The following is a 23,519-nucleotide window of genomic DNA, read 5'->3' on the forward strand; positions in this document are numbered from 1 at the left end:
GACTCTAGCCATCGCAGATCCAAAGGGACGCCGCCGTGCCTGGACCACACCGCTCATCGATGCTGACCGCTCTGGCAAGCCTGACCTTGACCGGCCTGTTGCTCGGCTGCGGCGGCGGTGGTGGAGGCGACGACAGCGGCAGCGATGATCCCTTCGTGCAGCGCACCGCCAGCGCCAATAGCAAGGCCGCGATCTGTGCGGCACCGCGCAGCGGCAACGATCCCTACAACGGCAACCAGCCCTACCCCGATCGCCAGGGCAACATCGACAACGAGAAGAGCTGGGTGAAAGCCTTCATGGGCGATATCTATCTCTGGTATCGCGAGATTCCGAACGTGAACGCGGCGCCCTATACCACCGCTAACTACCAGGGCAGCGTGATGTATGCGCTCGATAGCTACTTCCAGGCCTTGAAGACACGGCAAACAACGACCTCCGGCAAGTCCAAGGACCAGTTCAGCTTCACCTACCCGACCGACCAGTGGGACGCATTGTCGCAGGGCGGCATCACCGTGGGCTACGGCATGCAGATCGGTCTGCTCTACGTCGAGTCACCGGGCAAGGCCGTTATTGCCTACTCCGATCCGAACACGCCGGCCACGGCCGCGAGCATCGGCCGCGGCGCCGAAATTCTGGCAGTCGACGGCGGCGACGTGGTGCTCGACTACGACAGCAGCACCGGCGACTACACGCTCAACGCCGGCCTGTATCCCAGCGCTGAGGGCGAGCAGCACAGCTTCACGCTGCACGACTACGGCGCCAGCAGCAACCGCAACGTCACCCTGACCGCGCAGCAAGTAACCTCGACGCCGGTGCAGAACGTACATACCTTGGACACCCCCAGCGGCCGCGTCGGCTACATGCTGTTCAACGACCACATCGCCACCGCTGAGGGCATGCTGATCAATGCCGTCACCGCTTTGGGCAACGCAGGCATAAGCGACCTGGTGCTCGACATGCGCTACAACGGCGGCGGCTACCTCGACATCGCCAGTGAGCTGGGCTACATGATCGCGGGCAGCGCGCGCACCAGCGGCAAGGTCTTCGAGAAGCTCAGCTTCAACGACAAAAACCCATTGGCGCAGGTCGACGGCATCGCCACGCCCTTTCATGCCGCCGCAGTTGGCTTCGACCCGTCGGTCAGCAGCGGCAGCAGCCTGCCGAGCCTGAGCCTGCAGCGGCTGTTCGTGCTGGCAGGACCAGGCACGTGTTCGGCGAGCGAGGCGGTGATCAACGGCCTGCGCGGCGTCAATGTCGATGTGGTGCTGATCGGCGACACCACCTGCGGCAAGCCGTATGGTTTTTTCCCGACTGACAACTGCGGGCTGTCGTACTTCGCGATCGAGTTCGCCGGCGTCAATGCCCTGGGCTTCGGCGACTACGCCGACGGTTTCGCTCCGAACTGCGCTGTGGACGACGATTTGGGCCATGCGCTCGGCGATCCGAACGAGGCGCTGCTGGCGACGGCGCTGAGTTATCGCAGTAACGGCAGCTGTGCAGTGACGGCGAGCCGGGCCGCGTCGTTCGACGAAACGCACGCGGCGCGCGAGCCGATGAAGCTGCTGCGCAGCCCGCTGCGCGAGAACCGGATTCTGGGGCGTCCGAAGTAGCGTGTAGGTTGGGGTGAGCACAGCGAACCCCAACATCGGCGCGGAACGAATGTTGGGGTTCGCTGCGCTCACCCCAACCTACTCAGCACGTCGGCAAGGGATTGCCGACCTACGTGCGGACGACTTTCTCCACGCCGTCGAGCCGATGCAGACGCCGCATCACGTGCGCCAGATGCACCCGCGATTTCACCGTGATGATGAAGCGGATCTCGATGGTCTCGCCGCCGGCGCGGTCCGGCATCTGCACGTTCTCGATGCTGGATTCGGAGCTGGTGATTTCGGCGGTGACCCGCGCCAGCAGGCCGCGCTGGTTCAGCGCATGCACGCGGATTTCGGACAGGTAGTCGCCCAGCACCTGGTCGGCCCAGATCAGCGGTACCCAGTCCTGCGGCCTGGCCTTGGCGTGCTTGCAGTCGATGCGGTGGATGACGATGCCGCGGCCGACGCTGACGTTGCCGCGGATATCGTCGCCCGGGATCGGCCGGCAGCAGCGCGCGTAATCGACGACCAGGCCCTCGGTGCCCTCGATCGCCAGCGGCGCGGCCGTCGAGGTATCCGATTTGCTCGAGTTCTGGTCCGGCAGGAAGTGCCGCGCGACCAGCGGCGCCAGGCGCTCGCCGGTGCCGATGGCCGCGTACAACTCCTCCATGTCCTTCAGGCCGTAGGCCTTCAGCACCGGCTCGGCCGCTTCTTCGCGCAGTTTGCCCAGCGGCACGCCGAGATCGCGCATCGCGATCTCGATCAGGCGACGGCCCAGGCGCACCGCCTCGTCCTCGCGCTGGTTGCGCAGGAAGTTGCGGATGTGGCTGCGCGCTTTCGCGGTCTTGACGAAGTTCAGCCAGGCCGCGTTCGGCCGCGCATGCCGGGCGGTGATGATCTCGACGGTTTGCCCACTTCTCAAAGGCGTATTCAGCGGCTCCAGGCTGCCGTCGATGCGCGCAGCGACACAGCGATCACCCAGCTCCGAGTGCACCGAGTAGGCGAAGTCCACCGAGGTCGCGCCCTTGGGCATGCGCCGGATCAGGCCCTTGGGCGTGAACACGTAGACCTCGTCCGGGAACAGGTCGACCTTGACGCCCTCGATGAACTCCAGCGATCCAGCCGTACCCAGTTCGTCGAACAGCCCGCGCAGCCATTCGTTGGCGCGCACCTGCGGCGCCGACGACACGCCGTCCTTGCTGCCCATCTTGTACTGCCAGTGCGCGGCGATGCCGGAGTCGGCGATGTGGTGCATCTCGCGCGTGCGGATCTGGACTTCGATCTTGTGGCCTTCCGGCCCGATGCAGGTGGTGTGCAGGCTCTGGTAGCCGTTGGCCTTGGAGTTGGCGATGTAGTCGTCGAAGCCGCCCGGCACCGGCTTGTAGACGTGATGCACCACGCCGAGCGCGCGATAGCAGTCGTCGACCTTGGCGACGATGATGCGGAAGCCCAGCAGATCCATCACCTGCAGCAGGCGCATCTTCTTGCGCCGCATCTTCTGGTAGATGCTGTAAATGTTCTTTTCGCGGCCGACCACGGTCGCGCCGATGCCTTCTTCGCGCAGCGCCTTGGCGATCTTGCTCTCGACGCCCTTGATCAGGTTCTTGGAATCGCCGATCTGGTCGTCGATCGCGCGCTCGAGCACGCGATGGCGCTCGGGATGCATGTTGGCGAACGCCAGATCCTCGAGCTGGGTGCGGATCGTGTGGATGCCGAGGCGCTGCGCGATCGGCGCGTAGATCTGCAGCGTCTCCTTGGCGACGCGGATGCGCTTCTCGGGCTCGGTGGCGCCGAGCGTGCGCATGTTGTGCAGGCGGTCGGCGAGCTTGACCAGGATCACGCGCAGGTCGTGAGTCATCGCCAGCAGCAGCTTGCGGAAGCTCTCGGCCTGCAGCTCGGCGCGCGACAGGCCCTCGACCTTGCCGATCTTGGTGACGCCCTCGACCAGGTCGGCGACGTCCTTGCCGAACACCATCGCGACGCGGTCCTTGGAGACCTCGGTGTCCTCGATGACGTCGTGCAGGATCGCGGCCATCAGCGTGGTCGCGTCCATGCGCATTTCGGCGAGGATGCGCGCGACCGCCAGCGGGTGATAGATGTAGGGCTCGCCGGAGCTGCGGTTCTGCCCGGCGTGATGCTTGGCGCCGAACTCGTAGGCGCGGCGCACGTCGGCGATCTGGTCTTCCGGCAGGTACTCGTCGAGTACCTTGACCAGCGACTCGATACCGAACTCGCGCACCACGCTGCGCTTGTGCAGCGCCGTGCTCAGACGATTGATGACCGGGAGATCCATGTTCTGACTATAACAGCGGCGCTCAAAATCTCATTCGATCGTGGATCGTAGGTTGGGGTGAGCATCGCGAACCCCAACATCGGCGCGGAACGAATGTTGGGGTTCGCGATGCTCACCCCAACCTACACCGGCTACACCGGCAGCCGGCGTCGATCAGATACTGAAATGCGCGACCGGCTCGCCGAAGCCTTTCAGGATCAGCGGCTCGCGCGAGCTTGCCGTGAGGCTGCCGGCGCCGAGTTGCGTCGTGTCGTCGATCAGGATCTCGCCGTCGTGGGCCTGCTCGCACAGCCGGCAGGCCAGGTTCACCGCCGAACCGACCGCGGTGTATTCCAGGCGAGCGATGCCGCCGATCACGCCGACCGTGACCGGGCCGCTGGCGACACCGACACCGATGCCGAGCCGCGGGCCGAGCTCGCTCCACTGCTCGATCAGCTCCTGGCAGACACTGCGCAGCCGCAGCGACAGCTCGATCGCGCGCCCGGCGTGGTCCGGCAGCGCGATCGGCGCGCCGACCAGCACCAGGATGCCGTCGCCAGCGTAGTCCTTGATCGTGCCGCCGTACTGAGCCACGACCTTGCCCGCCGTGTCGTAATACTCGCGCAGCACCTGGATCACCAGTTGCGATGGCACCGCGCGCGCAAAACTCGAGAAACCGCGCAGATCGCAGGCCACTGCGGTGATCGTCAGCTGGCTGTCCTGCATCGCCTGGCGCAGCCCGCGCTCGGACACCAGTCGCGCCACCTCCGGCGACAGGAAGCGCGCCATGAACAGGCCGCGCTGGCCCTGCATCACGTGGTAGTGCACCGATCCGATCAGCAGGATCATCTCGCCGATCACGATCGCGACCGATGCCAGCTGCGGCGGCAGCACGAAGCCCGACACCATGAACGGGATGCAGCCGGCGAAGGCCAGCAGGCGCAGGCGTTCGCTGCGATCCGGGCGCCGGTTCAGCAGCAGCACCAGCGAGGTCATGCCGGCGAAAACCGCGAGCAGCACCGGCGTCGCGAACAGCCAGAATCCGGCGCGGCCGAAAGCGCCGCGGCCGTCGGCCGAGCGCAGAAAGTCGTCGAGGCGAATCTGCGGCCACAGCAACGCGAACACCGAATAGGCCACGCCGCTGAGCTGGCCGAAGCGCAGCACGCGGTCGCCGAAACGCGTGTCGAAATCCGCCGGCACCGGCACCGTGCGGCGCGCGCGCAGCAGCCACTCGAGCATCATGACGATCGCCAGCGATTCCGGCAGCGCCAGCCAGCCCGACCAGCTCGGCGCATGCCGCGCATCCGGGATCAGGCCCTGGTTCAGGAAGATCGCCAGGCCGGTTGCGGCCAGCGCGCTGGCCAGCGCCCGCGAAGTGCTGCTCTTGCGGTCGGCCGACAGGAACGCCAGCGCCATGCCGAGCGCAACCAGCGATACCAGCACCTGCGGCGTGATGTTGCCCAAGCGTTCTCCCCTAGCGGCATCAGCCTAGCGTAGGTCGGCAATCCCTTGCCGACGTGAGCCCCCCGGTTACGCATTGAAGGTGCATGTCGGCAAGGGACTGCCGACCTACATTCGGCGCGATTCAGGCCACGCGCTTCTTCGCCAGCTCGTCGACCATCGGCGCGGCCTCGGCGTCCGAATCGAACAGCTCTTCGAGCTCGCGATTCGCCTCGCGCGCGGCCTGCAGCAGCGACTGCTCGTCGCGCGATCCGGCCAGCTGGCGCAGCAGGGTTTTCTCGTCGTGGCGGCGGAAGGTGCTGATCGTGCGCTCGACCAGGGTCTCGCTTTCGCCCAGCGCCAGCAGCACCTTGCGCGTTGCCTCCAGCGACGAGAAATAGCTGCGCCGGACCACGCTCTTGACGCCCATGTCGAGCAGATCCAGCGCGTGCTGACGGGTGCGGGCGATGGCGATGATAGTCAGCGTCGGATAGTGATGGCGCGCGGTCTCCACCACGCGCCTGGATTCGGCCGGATCGGAGATCGCGACCACCAGCAGCCGGGCGTCGCCGGTGTGCGCGGCGCGCAACACTTCGAAACGCGAGGCGTCGCTGTAGAAAACCGGGATGCCGAGACGGCGCAGGAACGCGACGTTGTCGGCATTCTTGTCGAGCACCGAGTAGCGGATGCGGCGCATGCGCAGGATACGGCCGACGATCTGGCCGAAAGGCCCGAAGCCGGCGATCACCACCGGTGCCGCCTCGATGTCGATCTCGTCGAACGGCGGCGGCGCAATCTCGGGCCGCATCCGCGCATGCACCATATAGATGAGCGGCGCCAGCATCATCGACAGCGTCACCGACAGCACCAGCAGATCCTGCAGCGCCGGGTCGAGCAGGCCCGCGCCGACCGCGACGCCGAACAGCACGAACGCGAACTCGCCGCCCTGCGCCAGCGCCAGCGCCAGTGAGCGCGAGGAATCAGCGGGCATGCCGAACAGCCGGCCGACGACGAAGATCACCGCGGCCTTGACCACGATCAGCCCGGCCACCACCGCCAGCACCTGCAGCGGATGCTCGGCGAATAGGCCGACATTGGCCGACATGCCCACCGCGATGAAGAACAGGCCCAGCAGCAGGCCCTTGAACGGTTCGATGTCGGCCTGCAGCTCGTGGCGATATTCGGAATCGGCCAGCAGCACGCCGGCGAGGAAGGCGCCGAGCGACATCGACAGCCCGACCGCGTCCATCGCCAGCGCCGTGGCGATCACCACCAACAGCGCCGCCGCGGTGAAGATTTCCGCGACCTGGATCTTGGCCAGCGCACGCAGCAACGGGCGCAGCGCATAGCGGCCACCGAGCACGGTCAGCACCACCGCGGCGACGGCCATCGCGACGCTAAGCGTGGTCGACTGGCCCGACGCCGCATGCGCACCCTCGCCGATCGCCAGCACCGGCACCAGCGCCAGGAACGGGATGATCGATAGATCCTGAAACAGCAGGATCGCGAACGCGCCGCGGCCATGGCGCGTGGTGAGTTCGCCGCGCTCGGCCAGCATCTGCAACACGAAGGCGGTGGACGACATCGCCAGACCGAAGCCGGCGATCAGCGCGGTGCTCGGCGACAGGCCGGCCGCGAGCGCGATGCCGGCGAGCGCGATCGTCGTCAGCAGCACCTGCAGTCCGCCGCTGCCGAACACCGCCGAGCGCAGACGCCACAACCGGGTCGGCTGCAATTCCAGGCCGATGATGAACAGCAGCAGCACCACGCCGAATTCGGAGAAGTGCAGGATCGATTCGACATCCGAAATCAGGCCCAGGCCCCAGGGCCCGATGCAGACGCCGGCGGCGAGATAACCGAGCACCGCGCCCAGGCCGAGCCGCTTGAACAGCGGCACGAAGAGCACGGCGGCGGCGAGAAACAAGGCGATATCCAGCAGCATCGGCAGCGTCCTTTCCCTAGGTCGCCCAGACCAGGCGATTGCTTGGCGATTGCTGCCATTCGGCGGAAATCACTCAAGACTTTGTCACAATATTGTTTACAATTAATAGCTTGAAACGATCTCTTGCAATACTTTCAAACTTGTTCTCAAATATATACAGATTTTAAAAACTATTTACGCTTGCGCACACGCTAGCCCGCCTGATGGATGAACCGAGCAAATCCGATCGCATCGTCGAGCTTGCGGGCAAGCTCGGTGTATTGCGTCCGAAGGATTTAGCAGCCGAGGGCATCCAGGCCGAGTACCTGCGTCGCGTTTGCGACAAGGGCTTGATCAAAAAGGTGGGCCGCGGCAGCTACGTGCTCGCCGACAAGCAGGTCACGCCGCATCTCGCGCTCGCCGTCGCCGGCCGCGCGGTCCCCAACGGCGTGATCTGCCTGCGCTCGGCGCTGGCCTTTCACGGGCTCGCCGAACCGCTCACCGACGAAGTCTATATCGCGATCGAACGGCGCGCGGCGCGGCCGCGGCTCGATTATCCGGAAGTGAAGGTGGCGCGCCTCGGCGGCCCCGCGTTCACCGAGGGTGTCGAGCACCACGAGATCGAAAGCGTCGTCGTCAGCATCTACTGCCTGGAAAAGACGCTGGCCGACCTGTTCAAGTTCCGCAACAAGATCGGCCCGCATATTGCGGTCGACGCACTGCGCGCCGGCTTCGCCGCGCACAAAGTCAACATGGAAAAGCTCTGGCACTACGCCAAGCTGTGCCGGGTGGAACGCGTGATGAAGCCCTACGTGGATGCACTCGCGTCGCCCAGCTTCGACTTTTGAAGGGACGCAGATGAAATACCGGGTCTGGCTGCTGCTGTGCGCGGCAAACTTCTGCGCGGCTTCATCGGCGATGGCGGCCGAGGCGCCGACACCTGCGCCCGCTTCGGCAGCCGATCCGGATCCGCAAGCGGCGAGCCCGGAGCCGCCGCAGCTCGTCGCCGACCCGCCGGCCGCCGAAGTGCAGCCGCAGGCGGTCAGCCCGACGCTGGGCGAGAAAGCCAAGGACGCCGCAACCGCGGCGCTGCCGTCCGATACTCCGGCGCCCGCCGACACATCGCGCGATCTGTTCTCGCGCATGCGCGGCGACGATCCCAACGCCTACTCGATCGTGTCGGTGTCCAAGGGTCTGTCGACGCACAAGCCGATGTACATCCTGCCGGCGACCTACAGCCCCGACTACACCGGCGCGCAGACCGAGGTGATCTTCGCGATCAGCGCCAAGGTGCAGCTGTTCGGCACACCGTTCTACTTCGGCTACAGCCAGCGCTCGTTCTGGCAGGTCTACGATTCCGACCGCTCGCGGCCGTTCCGCGAAACCGACTACAACCCGGAGCTGTTCTACCGCTGGACGCCCGACCCGAAAAAGTGGCACTACTGGGGCGCGGACATCGGTGCCGAGCACGAATCCAACGGCCAGGACGTGCCGGATTCGCGCTCCTGGAACCGGCTCTACATCGCGCCGTTCCGCGCCGAGGGCAAGTCGCTGTGGTACCTGAAAGCCTGGTACCGGATACCGGAGGACAAGAAGAAGACCCCGGACGATCCCAAGGGCGACGACAACCCCGACATCGAGGATCACTACGGCTACGGCGAGATCCACTACCAGCAGCAGATCGGCAAGCGCCAGGTGATCCACACGATGGTGAGGATGAACCCCGAGACCGGCCACGGCGCGCTGAACGTGAACTACACGATCCCGTCGCGCGATGGCTCGGTGTTCTACCAGGTGTATCTGTGGCAGGGCTATGGCGAAAGCCTGCTCGATTACGATCGCTCGATCACGCGCATCGGCGTCGGCGTGGCGTTCTCGCGATAGTGCTCCGATTGAGTTCTGCGTCTTCGGCCTTAAGCTGTAGCGCATGTTCGAGATCGAAGACACCACGGATCTGCCCAAGCCCGAGCGCTACGCCAGCCTGATCGCTCAAGCCGGCGGTCTGTTCGCCGGCGAACGCGACGCGATCGCCAACGCCGCCAACCTCGCCGCGCTGATCTATCACGGCCTGCCCGAGCTGAACTGGGCCGGCTTCTATCTGTACAAGAATGGTGAACTGGTGCTCGGCCCGTTCCAGGGCAAGCCGGCCTGCATCCGCATCGCGCTCGGCCGCGGCGTCTGCGGTACCGCCGCGGCGACGCGCAGCACGCAGCTGGTGATAGACGTGCACGAGTTCCCGGGACACATCGCCTGCGATGCCGCCTCCAACAGCGAGATCGTGGTGCCGCTGGTGGCCGGCGAGCGGCTGATCGGCGTGCTGGATCTGGACAGCCCGAAGCGGGCGCGATTCGATGCGGATGATCGCGCCGGGCTGGAACATCTGGCCGCGCTTTGGGTCGCGGCTTCGGACGTTTGAGGCGGCGGCGGGGCCTCAATCGCGGTCAAGGACCGCTCCTACAGGAATGCGGCGGACCCTTGGTGACGCGTCTGTAGGAGCGGACCTTGTCCGCGATTGAGGCCCTCAAGTAACAGCGGCGCCGGTCGATAAGGGCTTACCCCTACTCCCCCTATCGCGCCCTCATGGAGCCTGACCGCTGGCAGCGTCAATACCGCGAGACGGTCGAGGAACTCGACAAGCGCGAACGGCAATGGCGCGATACCGAGGAGTTGCTGCGGCGCATCGCCAGCCGGCTGTGCATCGCCGCGCGCGGCCAGCACGAGACGCTCGATGATGCCCTGACCCAGCTGCTCGGCACGCTGCGGCGGCCGGCCGAGAGCGGGCCGCTGGAATCACTGCTGAGCCAGCTGACTCAGGCGGTGACGTTGCTCGATCAGCGCCCGTCTGCCGCGGCACCGATCGCGGCGGTCGCGCATCCCGTCGCCGCGCAGCCGGCCAACATCGAGCCCTACTCCGCGCCGCTGGCCCTGACCCAGACCCTGCAACGCCTGCTCGACCGGCTCAGCGATCTGCCGGAAGCGGCAGCGCGCGCACGCGAACTGCTGGCCAAGCTGCCCGAGCTGAGCGGCCACGACACGCTGGCGATCGTCGCCGTGCAGGTCGCCGATCTGGCCGACGCGCAGGCGCAATCGCTGCGCCGGGACAAGGCCGATGCCGACCGCCTGCTGCAAACCCTCAACGCGCGCCTGGAAGACATCGCCGACCATCTGCGCGGCGAAACCGAGGAACGCGCCAGCGCCCAGGCCGACGGCCAGGCCTTTGGCCAGCAACTGCTGTCCGAAACCGAGGCGCTGTACACGCATACCCGCGACGCCAGCGATCTGGTGAGCCTGCAGACCCAGGTGTACCGGCGGCTGACCGCGATCGACCAGCGCGTGCGCGACCACCGGGCTCGCGACGACGCGCGTGTGCAGACCCATCGCGAGCGCACCGAGGCGCTGCGCCTGCGCATCGAGGACTTGGAAAACCAGACGCAGACGCTGAACCACTCGGTGCGCAAGCTCGAACGCAAGGCCAGCCACGACGGCCTGACCGGCGTTCCGAACCGCGCCGCCTACGACGAAAGAATCGCCGCCGAGATCTCCGCCTGGAAGCGCGACCAGCGGCCGCGCAGCATCGCCGCCTTCGACGTCGACCATTTCAAACTGATCAACGATCAGTACGGCCACACCGCCGGCGACAAGGTGCTGCAGGTGCTGGCGAAACAGCTGGGGCATCGACTGCGCGATCACGATTTCCTGGCGCGCTACGGCGGCGAGGAGTTCGTGCTGCTGCTGGACGACGTGACGCCGACGCGGGCACTGGCGGTCACCGACAAGCTGCGGCAAACCATCGAGAAGATCGGCTTTCATTTCCGCCAGCTGCCGGTGTCGATCACGGTATCCTGCGGCGTCACCGGATTCCGCGAGAACGACACCCCGGAGTCGCTGTTCGAGCGCGCGGACCAGGCGCTGTATCAGGCCAAGCGCGGCGGCCGGAACCGCTGCTGCATCGCGGCCTGAACTGTGTGTAGTGTGTAGGTTGGGGTGAGCGCAGCGATCCCCAACATCGGCGCGGACAAATGTTGGGGTTCGCTGCGCTCACCCCAACCTACTCACCCCAACCTACTCAACCCGGCAATTGGCGTCCGTTTTGCTGCGAGCTTCCAAGAGGAACGCTTCACTCACACAAAGGACAACAACGATGGCCAAGATTCCTCCCGGAGTGGGGCCGCAGCATCCGCAGATCGTGGTGCTGGTCGGCGCCACCGGCGACCTGTCGCGGCGAAAACTGTTGCCGGGCCTGTTCCACCTGGCCAGCGCCGGGTTCATCCCGGGCTGCCGGATCATCGGCCTGTCGCTGGACGATATCGATGCCGACGGCTTCCGCCAGATCGCCCGCAAGGCGCTGGAGGAGTTTTCCAAGCGCAAGCTGACGCCGGCCGACTGGCATGCCTTCGCCGACAGCCTGGACTACGTGCCGATCTCCGCCGGTGCCGACGCGCTCAAGGCCGCGGTGGAGAAAGCCGAGCAGTCTTTCAGCGGCCAGACCCGCCGGCTGCACTACATGAGCGTGCCGCCCAGTGCGGCGCTGTCGGCGGTACGGATGCTCGGCGAAGCCGGGCTGGTGGCGGGCTCGCGCATCATCATGGAAAAGCCCTTCGGCACCGACCTGGCCAGCGCGGTGATCCTGAACGCCAAGCTGCACGAGGTCTTCGACGAGCAGCAAATCTTCCGCATCGATCATTTCCTGGGCAAGGAGCCGGCGCAGAACATCCTCGCGTTCCGCTTCGCCAACGGCCTGTTCGAGCCGATCTGGAACCGCAACTTCATCGACCACGTGCAGATCGACGTGCCCGAAACCCTGGGCCTGGGCAAACGCTCGGGTTTCTACGAACAGACCGGCGCCTACCGCGACATGGTGGTCACGCACCTGATGCAGATCCTGGCGTTCATGGCGATGGAGCCGCCGACCGCGCTGGCGCCGGCGCCGATCTCCGAGGAGAAGAACAAGGTGTTCCGCAGCATGCTGCCGATCGATCCGGCGCATGTGGTGCGCGGCCAGTACGCGGGCTATCGGAGCGAGGAAGGGGTCGACCCGACCTCGGACACCGAAACCTTCATCGCGCTGAAATGCCTGATCGACAACTGGCGCTGGGCCGGCGTGCCGTTCTACCTGCGCACCGGCAAGAAGCTCGCCGAAGGCCAGCGCATCATCTCGATTGCGTTCCGCGAGCCGCCCAAGAGCATGTTCCCCAGCGGCTCCGGCGTCGGCGCACAGGGGCCGGATCACCTGACCTTCGACCTCGCGGACGCATCGAAGATGTCGCTGTCGTTCTACGGCAAGCGCCCGGGCCCGGGCATGCGGCTGGACAAGCTCAGCCTGCAGTTCGCGATGCACGACACCGGCCTGATCGGCGACGTGCTGGAGGCCTACGAGCGCCTGATACTCGACGCGATGCGCGGCGACCACACGCTGTTCACGACCGCCGACGGCATCGAGCGCCTGTGGGAAGTGTCGGCGCCGCTGCTGGAATCACCGCCGCCGGTGCGCTTCTACGAGCCGGGTTCCTGGGGACCGAAAGCGGTCCACCAGCTGATCGCGCCGCATGCCTGGCGGCTGCCGTTCGAGCGCGCGTGGCGGGACAGCAACAAGACCGGGCAGTAGGTTGGGGTGAGCGCAGCGAACCCCAACAGGGGCGCGGACGAATGTTGGGGTTCGCTGCGCTCACCCCAACCTACGGCTTACCTCAGCGCTTCCAGCTCTTCCCAGCGCGCATAGGCCACCGCCAGCGTTTTCGCCAGCTCATCCAGCCGCTTCTGCACTTTCAGCACCTGATCCTTGGGCCGCTCGTAGAAGCCCGGCGCGCTGAGCTCGTCGGCCAGCTTGGTCTGCTCGGCCTCGAGTTTTTCCAGCTTCTGCGGCAGCTCGTCCAGCTCGCGCTTCTCTTTGTTGTTCAGCGAGCGCGCAATCGTCAGCTTGGCGACGACCGGCGCGGCGGCCGTGGGCGCCGACTTGTTGCTGGATGAAGCCGCGCGCCCGAACGTCGCCGGCCGCTGCCGCACCCAGTCCTGGTAACCGCCGATGTATTCGTTGACGCGGCCGCCGCCCTCGAACACCAGGCAGCGCGTGACCACGTTGTCCAGAAACGCGCGGTCATGCGACACCAGCAGCACGGTGCCTTCGTAGTCCATCAGCAGTTCTTCGAGCAGCTCCAGCGTCTCCATGTCGAGATCGTTGGTCGGCTCGTCGAGCACCAGCAGGTTGGACGGCACTGCGAACAGTTTGGCCAGCAGCAGGCGGTTGCGCTCGCCGCCGCTGAGCGCACGCACCGGCGAACGCGCGCGGTCGGGCGTGAACAGAAAGTCCTGCAGATAGCCCATCACATGCTTGCGCGCGCCGCCGATCTCGACGTAATCCTTGCCGTCGCCGAGGTTGTCGACCACCGAGGCGTTCTCGTTGAGGCCGCCGCGCAGCTGGTCGAAGTAGGCGATCTGCAGGTTGGCGCCGTGCTTCATGTGGCCGCTCTGCGGCTGCAGCCGCCCCAGCAGCAGGTTGATCATCGTGGTCTTGCCGGCGCCGTTGGGGCCGATGATGCCGAGCTTGTCGCCGCGGATGATGGTCGTCGTCAGGCCGCGCACGATAGGCCGCTCGCCGTACGAATACGCAACGTCTTCGGCCTCGGCGACGAGCTTGCCGCTGCGGTCGGCTTCCTGGATCAGCATCTTCGCCTGGCCGGGCGCATTGCGCCGCGCGCTGAACTGTCTGCGCAGTTCCATCAAGCGTTCGACACGGCCCTGGTCGCGCACCCGCCGCGCCTGGATTCCCTTGCGAATCCACACTTCTTCCTGCGCCAGGCGCTTGTCGAACAGCGCGCGCTCCTGGCTCTCGGCGTGCAGGCGTTCTTCCTTGCGGCGCAGATAGTTTTCGTAGTCGCCGGGCCAGCTGGTCAGCATGCCGCGGTCGAGTTCGAGGATGCGCGTCGCCAGCCGCTGCAAAAAGGCGCGGTCATGGGTGACGAACAGAATCGCGCCCGGATAGCCGACCAGGAATTCTTCCAGCCAGGCGATCGATTCGACGTCGAGATGGTTGGTCGGCTCGTCCAGCAGCAGCAGGTCGGGCTGCTGCACCAGCGCCTGGCCGAGCAGCACGCGGCGCTTGAGGCCGCCGGACAGGCTGGAGAAGATCGCCTCGCCCGGCAGATCGAGCCTTGAGATGGTCTCCGACACGCGCTGGTCCAGGGTCCAGCCGTCAACGGCTTCGATCTTCGACTGCACGTCGCCAAGCTCATCAAAGCGCTCGGCCTCCAGCAGCTCGTGATACTGGGTGATCAGCGCGCCGGCGACGCCCAGGCCCTGCGCGACCACCGAGTACACCTTGCCGTCGGTGCCGGCCGGCACCTCCTGCACCAGCCGCGCGATGCGCAGGCTCTGCGCGCGGACGATTTCGCCGCTGTCGATCGCGACCTCGCCGTCGATGACTTTCATCAGCGTGGACTTGCCGGCGCCATTGCGGCCGATGATGGCCACGCGCTCGCCCTTGTCGAGCGAAAAACCGGCGTGATCCAGCAAAACGGTACTGCCCAGATTCAGGGAAACGTCGCGCAGAGTCAGCAACATGAGGCACGGCAACGGCGGCAAAGGGCGGCCAGTCTAGCCGGTCAGCCTATAGACTGCGCCCGAGCCCCTGCTTATAAGCACTCGCAATGAGCTTTCTGAACAAGGTTTGTTTCGGCATCTGCCTGATCTGCGTGATCGTCGCCATCGGCCTGGCGCTGTCGATGATCTGGCTCAGCCACAGCAACGAATTCATGTGGAAGAGCCTGGCGACCTGCGGCGTGGTGTTCCTGGGATCGAGCTTCCTGGCCGCGATCGGCAAGATGTTCGACAAGGATCAGCGCTAGCATCGTAGGTCGGCAATCCCTTGCCGACGTGAGGCCTTGATTACGCATTGAAGAGCACACGTCGGCAAAGGATTGCCGACCTACGCGGGGATCGTTATCAGTTGCTGAAGTTGCTCTGGATCTCGTAGCGGATGCCCAGGTTATCCGCCGACAGCACCTTCAGCCGCGCATCGCGGAAGCTGATCTCGGTGGGCGCCTTCGGGTCGAGCGTGTACTTCAGCTCCTGCGAGTAGCTCGGCTGTGTCAGGTCGTCGGTGTAGTCGAGGTAACGCAGGTTGATCACGTCGTCGCTGCGCCCCAGATACACCAGCTCGGACTTGAAGCCCTTGGCGAGGCTGCCCTCGCCCTTGGTATAGGCCACGGCCGGAAACAGCGGCCGCTTGCTGCTGGCGATGCCGAGGTTGGTGACCAGCTCGTGGTCGAAGCTGCCGTCGTTGTCGTTGTCGTAGAAGCAGGCGAAGTTGGTGTCGATAGCCGTGCAGTACGCCAGTTCGCCGTCGATGCGGCGCGCAGTCAGCCGATAGCCGGAGCGCACTTCAAAGCGGCCGTCGCCGGCCGGAATCGTGGTGACCGGAGCGGCGGTGGGCGCGGCGGAATAGCGGTAGCGGTCCAGCATCACCTCGCCGACGCGCGCGCTGGCGCTGGTACCGGCTGCATAGCGCTCGCCGTCGCGGGATTCAGAGACGTCCTGGATCGTGGTGCAGGCCTGCAGCGTCAGCAGACCCAGGCCCGCCATCGCCATGCGCTTGGAAATTCGCCCATCCATTGTCCAGCCCTCAGAAATGCGCATCGCGCGGCCAGCGCTTCGGTCAGCGTAGGTTAAAAAACAAGCAGGGAAGATGTGCTCCCAGGCTGGGCCATCGTTGAGACAGGAGCTTCATCATGAAAATTCGCTTTCCGTTGCTGGTTGCGGCATCCCTGCTCGCCACCACCGTCCAGCCGGCGCTGGCCGACTGCGTCACCCAGGTCAAGCAGATCGAACCCCAGGTTTCCGCCGTGACCAACGCCGCGAAAAAGGAACAGGCGCAGAAACAGATCACACTGGCGGTGGAACAGGCCGACAAGGGCGACGAGAAGGGCTGTCAGAAATTGCTGGGACAGGCCAAGAAAGTCAGCGGCGTCAAGGACGCATAAGCAAGCAGCCAGGCGATCGGAGAGCCATTTCCGATCGATATGGTGCCGAGTGAGGGATTTGAACCCCCGACCTTCGGTTTACAAAACCGCTGCACTACCACTGTGCTAACCCGGCGCCCTACTCGGACTGAGCCCCGAGCGGGGCGCAGTCTAAACGGTGTGCGGGGTCGCTGCCAGCCGCCTGTGGGCGCCCGGTTTCTCATTGTCCGCGGTTGTGCGGTTCGCCGGGCATTGCGGGCTGTGGCCGGAAGTTAACTCTTGCGCCTGATCGAAATCACGATAGGCGCGTCGGTGACGGTCTGGCTGTAGTTCTGGTCGAAGTTGTAGGCGGTGACGCTTGCCGTGGCGGCGCCGGGGTTGAAACTGTCGCCGCCGTAGGGGCCGACCGGCGCCAGATCGAGCTGCATCGCGGCGCTGCCGCTGGCGCAGGACGTGGACCCGCTGCCGCTGACTGAACGATCGTCCTGGTTGACCGTCGCGTTGATCTGGATCGAGCTGATCGGTGCCGCACAGCTGAGCTGCAGATTGATCACGACGTGGTGGACGACGAAGAAGCCACCCTCTGGATCGAACTTGAGCTGGTTGTAGGTGGTCGCCTGTGGCGCGACCGTCAGCGAGCCCGCGATCGGCGGCGGCGACGCGACCAGCTGGAAGGTTCCGGTTTCATAGGGCGCCAGCTGAAACACCGAGCCGACCTCGATGTAGTAGCCGACGCCCGCCGATACCGGGAAGCGCGTGGTGTTGTAGGGCTCGGTATAGAAGTCCTGGCATTTGACCGGCTCCAGCGCACCGGGCGTCCCGGTATAGACGCCGATGTAGGGCGTCAGGCTGGCGTCGGGAACAATCGACGCGTCGACCGAACCGGCGGCATCGGGCGTATACCGATACCAGACCGTCGAATTCTGCAGCGACGCGTCCATGCAGTTGACCGGATCACTGGGGCTGGTGGTCGCCTCCGGCAGATTCACCGCCGCCGAATACGGCACCGCGGGCACGACGGCGGCGTTTTGTATCGTGTCGTTCGGGGGCGGCGCGGCCATTGCCGCCGGCGGCAATGGCAGGCAGGCGACGAGCGTGCAAAAAAACACTGCGAGCGTCCGATAGCGCATGAGATCCCCCAATCCGTGGTCGGGAAAACCAAGCAAACATCGCTCCGTGCAAAGCCCGTAACGGCTCCGATCCGCAGCCGCTTTCAGCCTGTGTGCCGGGCCATGATCAGCAGGCCCTCGAGCACCAGATTAGGCCGGTGCTGCCAGGCGCCCTTCAGATGCGGCAGCAATATCTCGGCGTCGCCGCCGGTGATCATGCGGCGGCTGAGGCCTTCGGCGAGATCGGCGGCGCGGTCGATCGCGCCGAGGCAGCCGAGCATCGCGCCCTGGCGTACGCAGGCCTCGGTGTCGAGACCCAGGCCGCCGTCGTAACCGGCTCCGGTGTCGCGCGTCGCAAAGCGGGTGGCGCCCAGCACGCCGCGCTGCGCGGTCAGCAGGCCGCCGGCGATGAAGCCGCCACGGTGCTGGCCGCTGGCATCGACCAGGTCGGCAGTCAGCGCGGTGCCGGCATCGACCACCAACACTGCGCCCAAGGACTCCGAGCGCGCAGCGAGCATCGCCAGCCAGCGATCGACGCCGAGGCGCGCGGGTTCGCCGTAACCACTTCGCAGGCCGGCGAATTCGCTGGTCGCGCGGGCAAAATGCGGCGCCCGATTCCAGCGCGCCTGCACAGCGGCGATCAGCGACGCTTCGGCGGCGGCGCCGAGCACCTGCGAAATCCACAGCTGGGTCGGCGCATCGGTGGCGATGCGGGCCAGCGCCGAAGCGGCATCGGCCTGATGGGCCAGCGCGGGCAGCACTTGCAGCGCACCATCGTCGCTCGCCACAGCGGCCTTGATGCGGCTGTTGCCGATGTCGAGCAGCAGCAGGCCGGACATCAGGCCAGCCTCAGGCTGACGTCGCCGGAATGCACGGCGCGGCGCTCGCCATCGGCGCCGTCGATGATCAGCGCGCCGATCTCATCGACACCGCGGGCAATGCCGTCGATCGGCGCGGTGCCGCTGATCCGCACCGGCTGATCGCGCGTCAGATCCAGCGCATTCCACTCGGCGGCGAACGGCGCGAAGCCCTCGTGTTCGAAGCGGCTCAGCACCGCGTGCAGGCGCTGCAGCAGCGCGGCGGCGAGCGCGTTGCGCGAGGCCTTGGCGGCTAGCGCCTCATCCAGGCTGATCCAGGCCTGGTCGATGCCGTCGGCCTGCGCGCCGGACATCGCGACATTGATGCCGATGCCGACGACGACGCGGCAGGCGCCGCCGGCTTCGCCGCGATGCTCGATCAGGATGCCGCCTAGCTTGCGCCGGTCGACCCACAGATCGTTCGGCCATTTGATCTGCGCGCGCGCCAGGCCGGCGTCGCGCAGCGCGCGCGCACAGGCCACGCCGACGCTGAGCGGCAGCGCGGTCAGCTGCGGCGGCCAGGCCGCGAACGACCAGGCCAGCGACAGGTAGACGTTGGCGCCATAAGGCGAGCGCCAGACGCGGCCGCGGCGGCCGCGGCCGGCGGTCTGGTATTCGGCGAACAGCGCCTGCGGGTCTTCTGCGGCCGGCGCGTCGAGCAGCTGGCGGTTGGTCGAGTCGGTGCTGTCGACCACGGCGACGCGCAAGCCGGATGGCGCGGCGTCTTGCAGAGAGGCTGCGTCGAGACGCTCGAGCGGCTGCGCCAGGCGATAACCCAGGCCCTGGCGCGCTTCGACGTCGAGGCCAAGCTCGCGCAGCTTGTCGACGCGCTTGGCCAAACCGGCGCGAGTGATGCCGGCGATCACGGCCAAGGCCTCGCCGCTATGCCAGACACCGTCGGCCAGCGTGGCTAGCAGGCTTTCGTTCATAAGTCGCTGCGCCGGTCGATCAGGCGGCCCAGCACACGTGCCTTCTCGAAGCGATGCTCGTCGCCGCACCACAACCGGCGGATGTTCTGACGATGCTTGAACAGCACCAGCAGCGACATCGCGATGGTGAAGATCACCGGCGCCGTGTGCAGCGGGTGAGCATCGATCACGATTGCATAGAACAGCACGGTGATCGCGGCGCCGATGGTCGCTGCGCTGACGTAGCCGCTGATCATCACCACGAGCGCGAACACCAGCAGCATCCACGGCAGCGCCGCGATCATCAGCGCGCCGAATACGCCGGCCAGTGTCGCCACGCCCTTGCCGCCGCGAAAACCCAGCGTGACCGGATAGCAGTGGCCGAGCGCGACGCCGACGCCGCAGAGGTAGCCCAGCCATTCGCGCGGCAGGCCGGCGCCCACGCCCAAGGGCCATGGAATCATCGGCACCAGGCGCGCGGCGATCACACCCTTGAGCACGTCGATCAGCAGCACCGACAGCGCGAAGCCGGCGCCCTGGGTGCGCAGCGCATTGGTCGCGCCGACATTGCCGCTGCCGAGACGGCGCAAGTCGATGCCGCCGCGCAGCCAGCCGACGATCTGTCCGCCCATCAGGTTGCCGATGGCGTAGGCGAGCAGGAATTTGGTCAGGGCTTCGAACATCGGGGCATTACGATCGCAACGTAGGTTGGGGTGAGCGTAGCGAACCCCAACATGAGTTCCGCGCCGATGTTGGGGTTCGCTTTGCTCACCCCAACCTACACGGCTAACCATTGGCGGCGACGTTCCAGCTTCTCGCCTTCGACTTCTTCCAGCGTCAGCGTCCAGGTATCCAGCGGTGCGGCGAGCGGCGCCAGTGTTGTCGACAGCAGTTCCTCGCCGCGGAAATAGTCGACACGGACCTCGCGGCCGGCATCGCAGGCATCCAGCCGGCGTGTCCAGTTCTGCGCAGTTACGCGCAGGCCGTCGATCGCGACCAGCTGGTCACCGGCCGACAAACCGGCACGCAGCGCCGGGCTGTCGGACAGCACCGCGGCGACGCTCACTTCGCCCGGACGCAGCCGCAGGCCGCTCCACAGGCCCTGGCTGCGGCTCGCGGTGCGGCCGCCTTCGTCGATCGCCGAAGTCGACGCGCGCAGCATCGCGCTGACGCCGAATTCGGCGAGCAGCTCGGCCAGCGGCAGCTCGGCCGTGCTGCGCAACGCCATCTCGAAGAACGCGCTCAAGTCCAGGCCGCTGACTTGCTGCGCGAGCGTCGCCAGGCCCTGCTCGGGCACGCCGATGTCGCGGCTGCCGTAGCGATCCCAGAGCGCGCGCATCACCTCGTCCAGATTCACAGCGGATTTCAGGCGCAGCGTCAGGTCCAGGCACAGCGACACCAGCGCGCCCTTGACGTAGTAATTGGTGCTGGCGTTGAGCGAGTTCTCGTCGGGCTGGTAGTACTTGATCCAGGTTTCGAAGCTGGCGTCTTCCAGCGTGTGCGCCAGCCTCGCCGGCGAGCGCTGCAGCCGCGTCGCCGCCTCGGCCAGCAGATCCAGATAGGTCGGCGCGTCGATCACGCCGGCGCGCAGCAGGAACAGATCGTCGTAGTACGAAGTGGTGCCTTCGTAGTGCCAGAGATCGCGCGTATAGGCCTCGCGCGCGAGATCGGATTCGGCGAACGCCGCGGCGGTGATGCGCTTGACGTTCCACAGGTGAAAGTATTCGTGCGAGCACAGGCCCAGAAACGTGCGGTATTCGCGGCTCATTTCCGCTTTGCCGGCGCGCGGAAAATCGCCGCGCGAGCAGATCAGCGCGGTGCAGCTGCGATGCTCCAGTCCGCCGTAACCGGCGGCCACGACATTGGTCAAAAACAAATACTGCTCCAAGCCCGGCCCACGCGCCGGCTGCTGGCCGAACATCTCGCGTTCGACATGGCAGATCCTCAAAAGGTCCGCGGTCACGCGCGCGGCATCGAGCTCGGCGCGGCCCGACAGCACCAGCGCATGCGGCACGCCGTCGACATCGAAGTCGTAGCGCTGATACGGCGCGATCTCGACCGGGTGGTCGATCAGGGTCTCAAAGTCGGGCGCCGAATACAGGCCGTAACCGTCGGCATCCACGTCCTCGGCCGTCAACGTGGTAGCGAGCTTCCAGCCGGCGCAGACCGCGTCGGCCGGCCGCTCGATGCGGACTTCGAAGCGCGACTTCTCGCAGCCCTGGGCGCAGTAGAACAAGGAGCTTCCGTTGAAGAAGCCGCGGCGCGTGTCGAGGTAGGCCTTGCGCACCGATTCGTCGAAGGCATAGACGCCGTAGCGCAGCTCGACGATGCCGGCACCGTCGATGCGGAAACGGTTCTTGTCGATGCGCTCGATGCGCTGGACGATGCCGCCGCGGGTCGCGCGCAGATCGAGGATGTGTTTGGCGAAGTCGCGGACCAGATAGCTGCCGCGGATCCAGCCCGGCAAGCGGAACGTTGCGGGCCCTTGCAGGCCATCGACCTGGCAGCGGATGTCGAAACGATGTGCGCGCGGATCGGCGAGGACCACGGTGAAGCGGACGGCTGCGTTCAAGGGGTTTGAGCCACAACGGAAAAAGAAGCCTGGATTCTACGCCCGACACCCTCTCCCGTCGCCACGCGACACCCTCTCCCAGGAGAGGGAAAAGCAAAAGCGTTCGTCGTCCCCTCTCCGGGGAGAGGGTGGCCCAAAGGGCCGGGAGAGGGACTACTTCAGATCCAGCGCCGGCGTCAGATCACCCATCGCCTTGCCGCCACCGGCAACCAGCGCGGCGTCGCGTGCGGCCAGGCCCGGCAGCGCGTCGAGCGCGAAGCGGCGGGTGATCAGGCGCAGGATCGACGCGGTGTCGTACTGCGTGTGATCGACCGTGCCCTTCTTCGCCAGCGGCGAGATGATCAGCGCCGGGATGCGCGTGCCTGGGCCGAGCAGATCGCCCTTGGGCACCGGCACGTGATCCCAGAAGCCGCCGTTCTCGTCGTAGGTGATGACGATCACCATGTTGGCCCATTGCGGGCTGGCCTGCAGGCGTTGCACCAGATCGGCGATATGCGCGTCGCCGTCGGCGACGTTGGCGTAGCCGGGGTGCTGGTTCTGGTTGCCCTGCGGCTTGTAGAACGTGACCGAGGGCAGCGTGCCCGCGGCGGCATCGGTGACCAGATCCTTGTAGTCCTTCAGGTGCGCGTCGCGATCGGCCGCGTGCGTCGCCGGGTCGAATTCGGCGTAGTAGTTGAACGGCTGGTGATGGAACTGGAAGTTCGGCGGATTGGCGCTGATCGCGGCGCGGTCGGTGGTCGCGGTGGCCAGCGTGGCATCCCAGGACCCGGCGTACCAGGCCCAGCTCACGCTCTTGGCCGTCAGCAGATCGCCGATGTTGGTCTGGGTCTGCGGCGGCAGCGTGTTCGGCTTGCTGGTGTCGGCATAGAGCTTGGTGGTGTCGTCGCTCGCCGGCGCGTTGCTGCTCGGCTGATACGGCGGCTGCATCGTGTTGACCGCGCGGAAACCGTCACCGCTGCCGAAGTAATCCTTGGGCGCGATGTTGCCGCTGGTGACGAAAGTCGGCGGACCGTCGAGCGCCGAGGCGGGCGAGGTCGTCGCATTGATCGTCAGCGTCGGCAGATAGGCGCCGCTGGCGTCGGTGTCGAGCACGGTGATCGTCGGCTTGGCCGGCGCGGTGTCCGCGTTCGGATACTGCGGCGCGCAGGCGCAGATCAGATACTGGTGATTCAGGAACGAGCCACCGAAAGCACCCTGGAAAAAGTTGTCGGCCAGCACGTAGTCCTGGGCCAGGCTCCATAGCGACATGCGGCTGCCGTCGTAGTAGCCCATCACCAGACCACCGGCGTCGGCGTAGGCGACGAACTTGCTGTTGTCGCGCGCGCCGGTGCTGCCGATCTGCATCTGGTTTTCGTAAAAACGGTGGTACAGGTCACGCGTGACCACCGACTCGTCGACCGGATACGTCTGGTCGATCATGAACGGCTTGTTGCTGACCTTGTTGGTGGTGTCGGCCTGCGTGACCACCGGATACTGGCCCGCCGCGGTCAGCCCGCCCCACACCGCCGGCAAGCTGGCCAGCACCGTCGACGCGGCATCGCGATCGGTCTGCACCACGTAGCTGCCGGTCGCGGTACTGTTGACGCCGGGGATGCCGTTGGCACCGGGGAAAGTGCCGTAGAGATTGTCGAAGCTGCGGTTCTCCGCGTAGATGACGACGATGTTCTTGACCTGCGCCTGCAGTGCGCTGGTCACCGCCGCCTCGTCGGGCGCACCGTCGTTGTTGTTGCTGCCGTTGCAGGCAACGATCGTGGTGGCCGCGCCGATAGCGACGAACAAGGCCAGCGGCGCCAGCTGGCGCATCCGGGGGTAGAGCTTTTGCATGTTGGGGGCTTCCCTGCGTGGCGATCGGTGGCGACAGTCCGTCATTTTTTCCGCCCTTGATGACGGTTGCGTG

Annotated in this window: 19 protein-coding genes and 1 tRNA gene; 8 read left to right on the top strand and 12 right to left on the bottom strand. The window is 66.2% G+C overall.

Going from position 1 to position 23,519, the window contains the following annotated elements:
* The first annotated feature begins 59 nt into the window (after positions 1-59).
* The gene (locus JWQ90_RS27090) at positions 60-1,610 is read left to right on the top strand and encodes a S41 family peptidase (RefSeq protein ID WP_299698204.1); all 1,551 of its coding nucleotides are present in this window, start codon (positions 60-62) and stop codon (positions 1,608-1,610) included.
* 109 nt (positions 1,611-1,719) lie between these two features.
* Here JWQ90_RS27090 and JWQ90_RS27095 read toward each other — a convergent pair whose 3' ends face one another.
* From JWQ90_RS27095 to JWQ90_RS27105, 3 genes are all read right to left on the bottom strand, one after another.
* A complete protein-coding gene (locus JWQ90_RS27095; protein ID WP_299698205.1) occupies positions 1,720-3,882 on the bottom strand; it encodes a bifunctional (p)ppGpp synthetase/guanosine-3',5'-bis(diphosphate) 3'-pyrophosphohydrolase in 2,163 nt (720 codons plus the stop codon).
* Between the two features lie 153 nt (positions 3,883-4,035).
* Positions 4,036-5,325 carry an adenylate/guanylate cyclase domain-containing protein gene (locus tag JWQ90_RS27100; protein WP_299698206.1) on the bottom strand — a complete coding sequence of 430 codons (1,290 nt, stop codon included), beginning with the start codon at positions 5,323-5,325 and terminating at the stop codon, positions 4,036-4,038.
* A 121-nt stretch (positions 5,326-5,446) separates the two neighbouring features.
* A complete protein-coding gene (locus tag JWQ90_RS27105) occupies positions 5,447-7,243 on the bottom strand; it encodes a monovalent cation:proton antiporter-2 (CPA2) family protein (RefSeq protein ID WP_299698207.1) in 1,797 nt (598 codons plus the stop codon).
* Positions 7,244-7,446: 203 nt separating this feature from the next.
* Between JWQ90_RS27105 and JWQ90_RS27110 the strand changes: the two genes are divergently transcribed.
* From JWQ90_RS27110 to zwf, 5 genes are all read left to right on the top strand, one after another.
* On the top strand, positions 7,447-8,070 hold the full coding sequence (locus JWQ90_RS27110) for a type IV toxin-antitoxin system AbiEi family antitoxin domain-containing protein (RefSeq protein WP_299698208.1): 624 nt from the start codon (positions 7,447-7,449) through the stop codon (positions 8,068-8,070).
* 10 nt (positions 8,071-8,080) lie between these two features.
* Entirely contained in the window at positions 8,081-9,106 is a 1,026-nt protein-coding gene (locus JWQ90_RS27115; RefSeq protein ID WP_299698209.1) for a phospholipase A, read from the top strand.
* A 43-nt stretch (positions 9,107-9,149) separates the two neighbouring features.
* Entirely contained in the window at positions 9,150-9,638 is a 489-nt protein-coding gene (locus tag JWQ90_RS27120; RefSeq protein WP_299698210.1) for a GAF domain-containing protein, read from the top strand.
* A 164-nt stretch (positions 9,639-9,802) separates the two neighbouring features.
* Positions 9,803-11,182 (top strand): GGDEF domain-containing protein, encoded by a 1,380-nt coding sequence (locus JWQ90_RS27125; RefSeq protein ID WP_299698211.1) that lies wholly within the window; start codon positions 9,803-9,805, stop codon positions 11,180-11,182.
* 181 nt (positions 11,183-11,363) lie between these two features.
* Complete coding sequence (zwf, locus tag JWQ90_RS27130) at positions 11,364-12,827, top strand: glucose-6-phosphate dehydrogenase (RefSeq protein WP_299698212.1); 1,464 nt, start codon at positions 11,364-11,366, stop codon at positions 12,825-12,827.
* A 77-nt stretch (positions 12,828-12,904) separates the two neighbouring features.
* On the opposite strand, the gene JWQ90_RS27135 is transcribed toward zwf, so the two are convergent.
* Entirely contained in the window at positions 12,905-14,779 is a 1,875-nt protein-coding gene (locus JWQ90_RS27135) for an ATP-binding cassette domain-containing protein (RefSeq protein WP_299698213.1), read from the bottom strand.
* Positions 14,780-14,865: 86 nt separating this feature from the next.
* Here JWQ90_RS27135 and JWQ90_RS27140 point away from each other — a divergent pair, with 86 nt between their 5' ends.
* Positions 14,866-15,063, top strand: a complete 198-nt coding sequence (locus JWQ90_RS27140) for a hypothetical protein (RefSeq protein ID WP_299698214.1) — start codon at positions 14,866-14,868, stop codon at positions 15,061-15,063.
* Positions 15,064-15,160: 97 nt separating this feature from the next.
* Here JWQ90_RS27140 and JWQ90_RS27145 read toward each other — a convergent pair whose 3' ends face one another.
* Positions 15,161-15,829 (bottom strand): hypothetical protein, encoded by a 669-nt coding sequence (locus JWQ90_RS27145; RefSeq protein WP_299698215.1) that lies wholly within the window; start codon positions 15,827-15,829, stop codon positions 15,161-15,163.
* A 116-nt stretch (positions 15,830-15,945) separates the two neighbouring features.
* Here JWQ90_RS27145 and JWQ90_RS27150 point away from each other — a divergent pair, with 116 nt between their 5' ends.
* Positions 15,946-16,197, top strand: a complete 252-nt coding sequence (locus JWQ90_RS27150; RefSeq protein WP_299698216.1) for a hypothetical protein — start codon at positions 15,946-15,948, stop codon at positions 16,195-16,197.
* Positions 16,198-16,237: 40 nt separating this feature from the next.
* Here the strand turns inward: JWQ90_RS27150 and JWQ90_RS27155 are convergent.
* The 7 genes from JWQ90_RS27155 to acpA all read right to left on the bottom strand — a co-directional run bounded on the left by JWQ90_RS27155 (position 16,238) and on the right by acpA (position 23,446).
* Positions 16,238-16,312: transfer RNA gene (locus tag JWQ90_RS27155), tRNA-Thr, on the bottom strand.
* 136 nt (positions 16,313-16,448) lie between these two features.
* Positions 16,449-17,237, bottom strand: a complete 789-nt coding sequence (locus tag JWQ90_RS27160) for a hypothetical protein (RefSeq protein ID WP_299698217.1) — start codon at positions 17,235-17,237, stop codon at positions 16,449-16,451.
* Between the two features lie 152 nt (positions 17,238-17,389).
* On the bottom strand, positions 17,390-18,124 hold the full coding sequence (locus JWQ90_RS27165) for a type III pantothenate kinase (RefSeq protein ID WP_299698218.1): 735 nt from the start codon (positions 18,122-18,124) through the stop codon (positions 17,390-17,392).
* Positions 18,124-19,071 carry a biotin--[acetyl-CoA-carboxylase] ligase gene (locus JWQ90_RS27170; RefSeq protein ID WP_299698219.1) on the bottom strand — a complete coding sequence of 316 codons (948 nt, stop codon included), beginning with the start codon at positions 19,069-19,071 and terminating at the stop codon, positions 18,124-18,126. The genes JWQ90_RS27165 and JWQ90_RS27170 overlap by 1 nt, the downstream gene beginning before the upstream one ends.
* Positions 19,068-19,733: a glycerol-3-phosphate 1-O-acyltransferase PlsY gene (gene plsY / locus JWQ90_RS27175; protein WP_299698220.1), complete on the bottom strand. Its 666-nt coding sequence runs from the start codon at positions 19,731-19,733 to the stop codon at positions 19,068-19,070. The genes JWQ90_RS27170 and plsY overlap by 4 nt, the downstream gene beginning before the upstream one ends.
* Before the next feature lie 95 nt (positions 19,734-19,828).
* A complete protein-coding gene (locus tag JWQ90_RS27180) occupies positions 19,829-21,622 on the bottom strand; it encodes a PDZ domain-containing protein (RefSeq protein WP_299698221.1) in 1,794 nt (597 codons plus the stop codon).
* A 153-nt stretch (positions 21,623-21,775) separates the two neighbouring features.
* Positions 21,776-23,446: an acid phosphatase gene (gene acpA / locus JWQ90_RS27185; RefSeq protein WP_299698222.1), complete on the bottom strand. Its 1,671-nt coding sequence runs from the start codon at positions 23,444-23,446 to the stop codon at positions 21,776-21,778.
* Between the last annotated feature and the right edge of the window lie 73 nt (positions 23,447-23,519).

Origin of the sequence: Hydrocarboniphaga sp. (genome assembly GCF_028291725.1) — a bacterium.
GTDB lineage: Bacteria > Pseudomonadota > Gammaproteobacteria > Nevskiales > Nevskiaceae > Hydrocarboniphaga.

Coding starts and splice junctions, on each gene's coding strand:
- JWQ90_RS27140 (WP_299698214.1), top strand. CDS start 14,866: ATGAGCTTTCTGAACAAGGTTTGTTTCGGCATCTGCCTGATCTGCGTG.
- plsY (WP_299698220.1), bottom strand. CDS start 19,733: ATGTTCGAAGCCCTGACCAAATTCCTGCTCGCCTACGCCATCGGCAAC.
- JWQ90_RS27110 (WP_299698208.1), top strand. CDS start 7,447: ATGGATGAACCGAGCAAATCCGATCGCATCGTCGAGCTTGCGGGCAAG.
- JWQ90_RS27165 (WP_299698218.1), bottom strand. CDS start 18,124: ATGTCCGGCCTGCTGCTGCTCGACATCGGCAACAGCCGCATCAAGGCC.
- JWQ90_RS27150 (WP_299698216.1), top strand. CDS start 15,946: ATGAAAATTCGCTTTCCGTTGCTGGTTGCGGCATCCCTGCTCGCCACC.
- JWQ90_RS27125 (WP_299698211.1), top strand. CDS start 9,803: ATGGAGCCTGACCGCTGGCAGCGTCAATACCGCGAGACGGTCGAGGAA.
- JWQ90_RS27090 (WP_299698204.1), top strand. CDS start 60: ATGCTGACCGCTCTGGCAAGCCTGACCTTGACCGGCCTGTTGCTCGGC.
- JWQ90_RS27115 (WP_299698209.1), top strand. CDS start 8,081: ATGAAATACCGGGTCTGGCTGCTGCTGTGCGCGGCAAACTTCTGCGCG.
- acpA (WP_299698222.1), bottom strand. CDS start 23,446: ATGCAAAAGCTCTACCCCCGGATGCGCCAGCTGGCGCCGCTGGCCTTG.
- zwf (WP_299698212.1), top strand. CDS start 11,364: ATGGCCAAGATTCCTCCCGGAGTGGGGCCGCAGCATCCGCAGATCGTG.
- JWQ90_RS27105 (WP_299698207.1), bottom strand. CDS start 7,243: ATGCTGCTGGATATCGCCTTGTTTCTCGCCGCCGCCGTGCTCTTCGTG.
- JWQ90_RS27170 (WP_299698219.1), bottom strand. CDS start 19,071: ATGAACGAAAGCCTGCTAGCCACGCTGGCCGACGGTGTCTGGCATAGC.
- JWQ90_RS27160 (WP_299698217.1), bottom strand. CDS start 17,237: ATGGCCGCGCCGCCCCCGAACGACACGATACAAAACGCCGCCGTCGTG.
- JWQ90_RS27095 (WP_299698205.1), bottom strand. CDS start 3,882: ATGGATCTCCCGGTCATCAATCGTCTGAGCACGGCGCTGCACAAGCGC.
- JWQ90_RS27120 (WP_299698210.1), top strand. CDS start 9,150: ATGTTCGAGATCGAAGACACCACGGATCTGCCCAAGCCCGAGCGCTAC.
- JWQ90_RS27145 (WP_299698215.1), bottom strand. CDS start 15,829: ATGGATGGGCGAATTTCCAAGCGCATGGCGATGGCGGGCCTGGGTCTG.
- JWQ90_RS27135 (WP_299698213.1), bottom strand. CDS start 14,779: ATGTTGCTGACTCTGCGCGACGTTTCCCTGAATCTGGGCAGTACCGTT.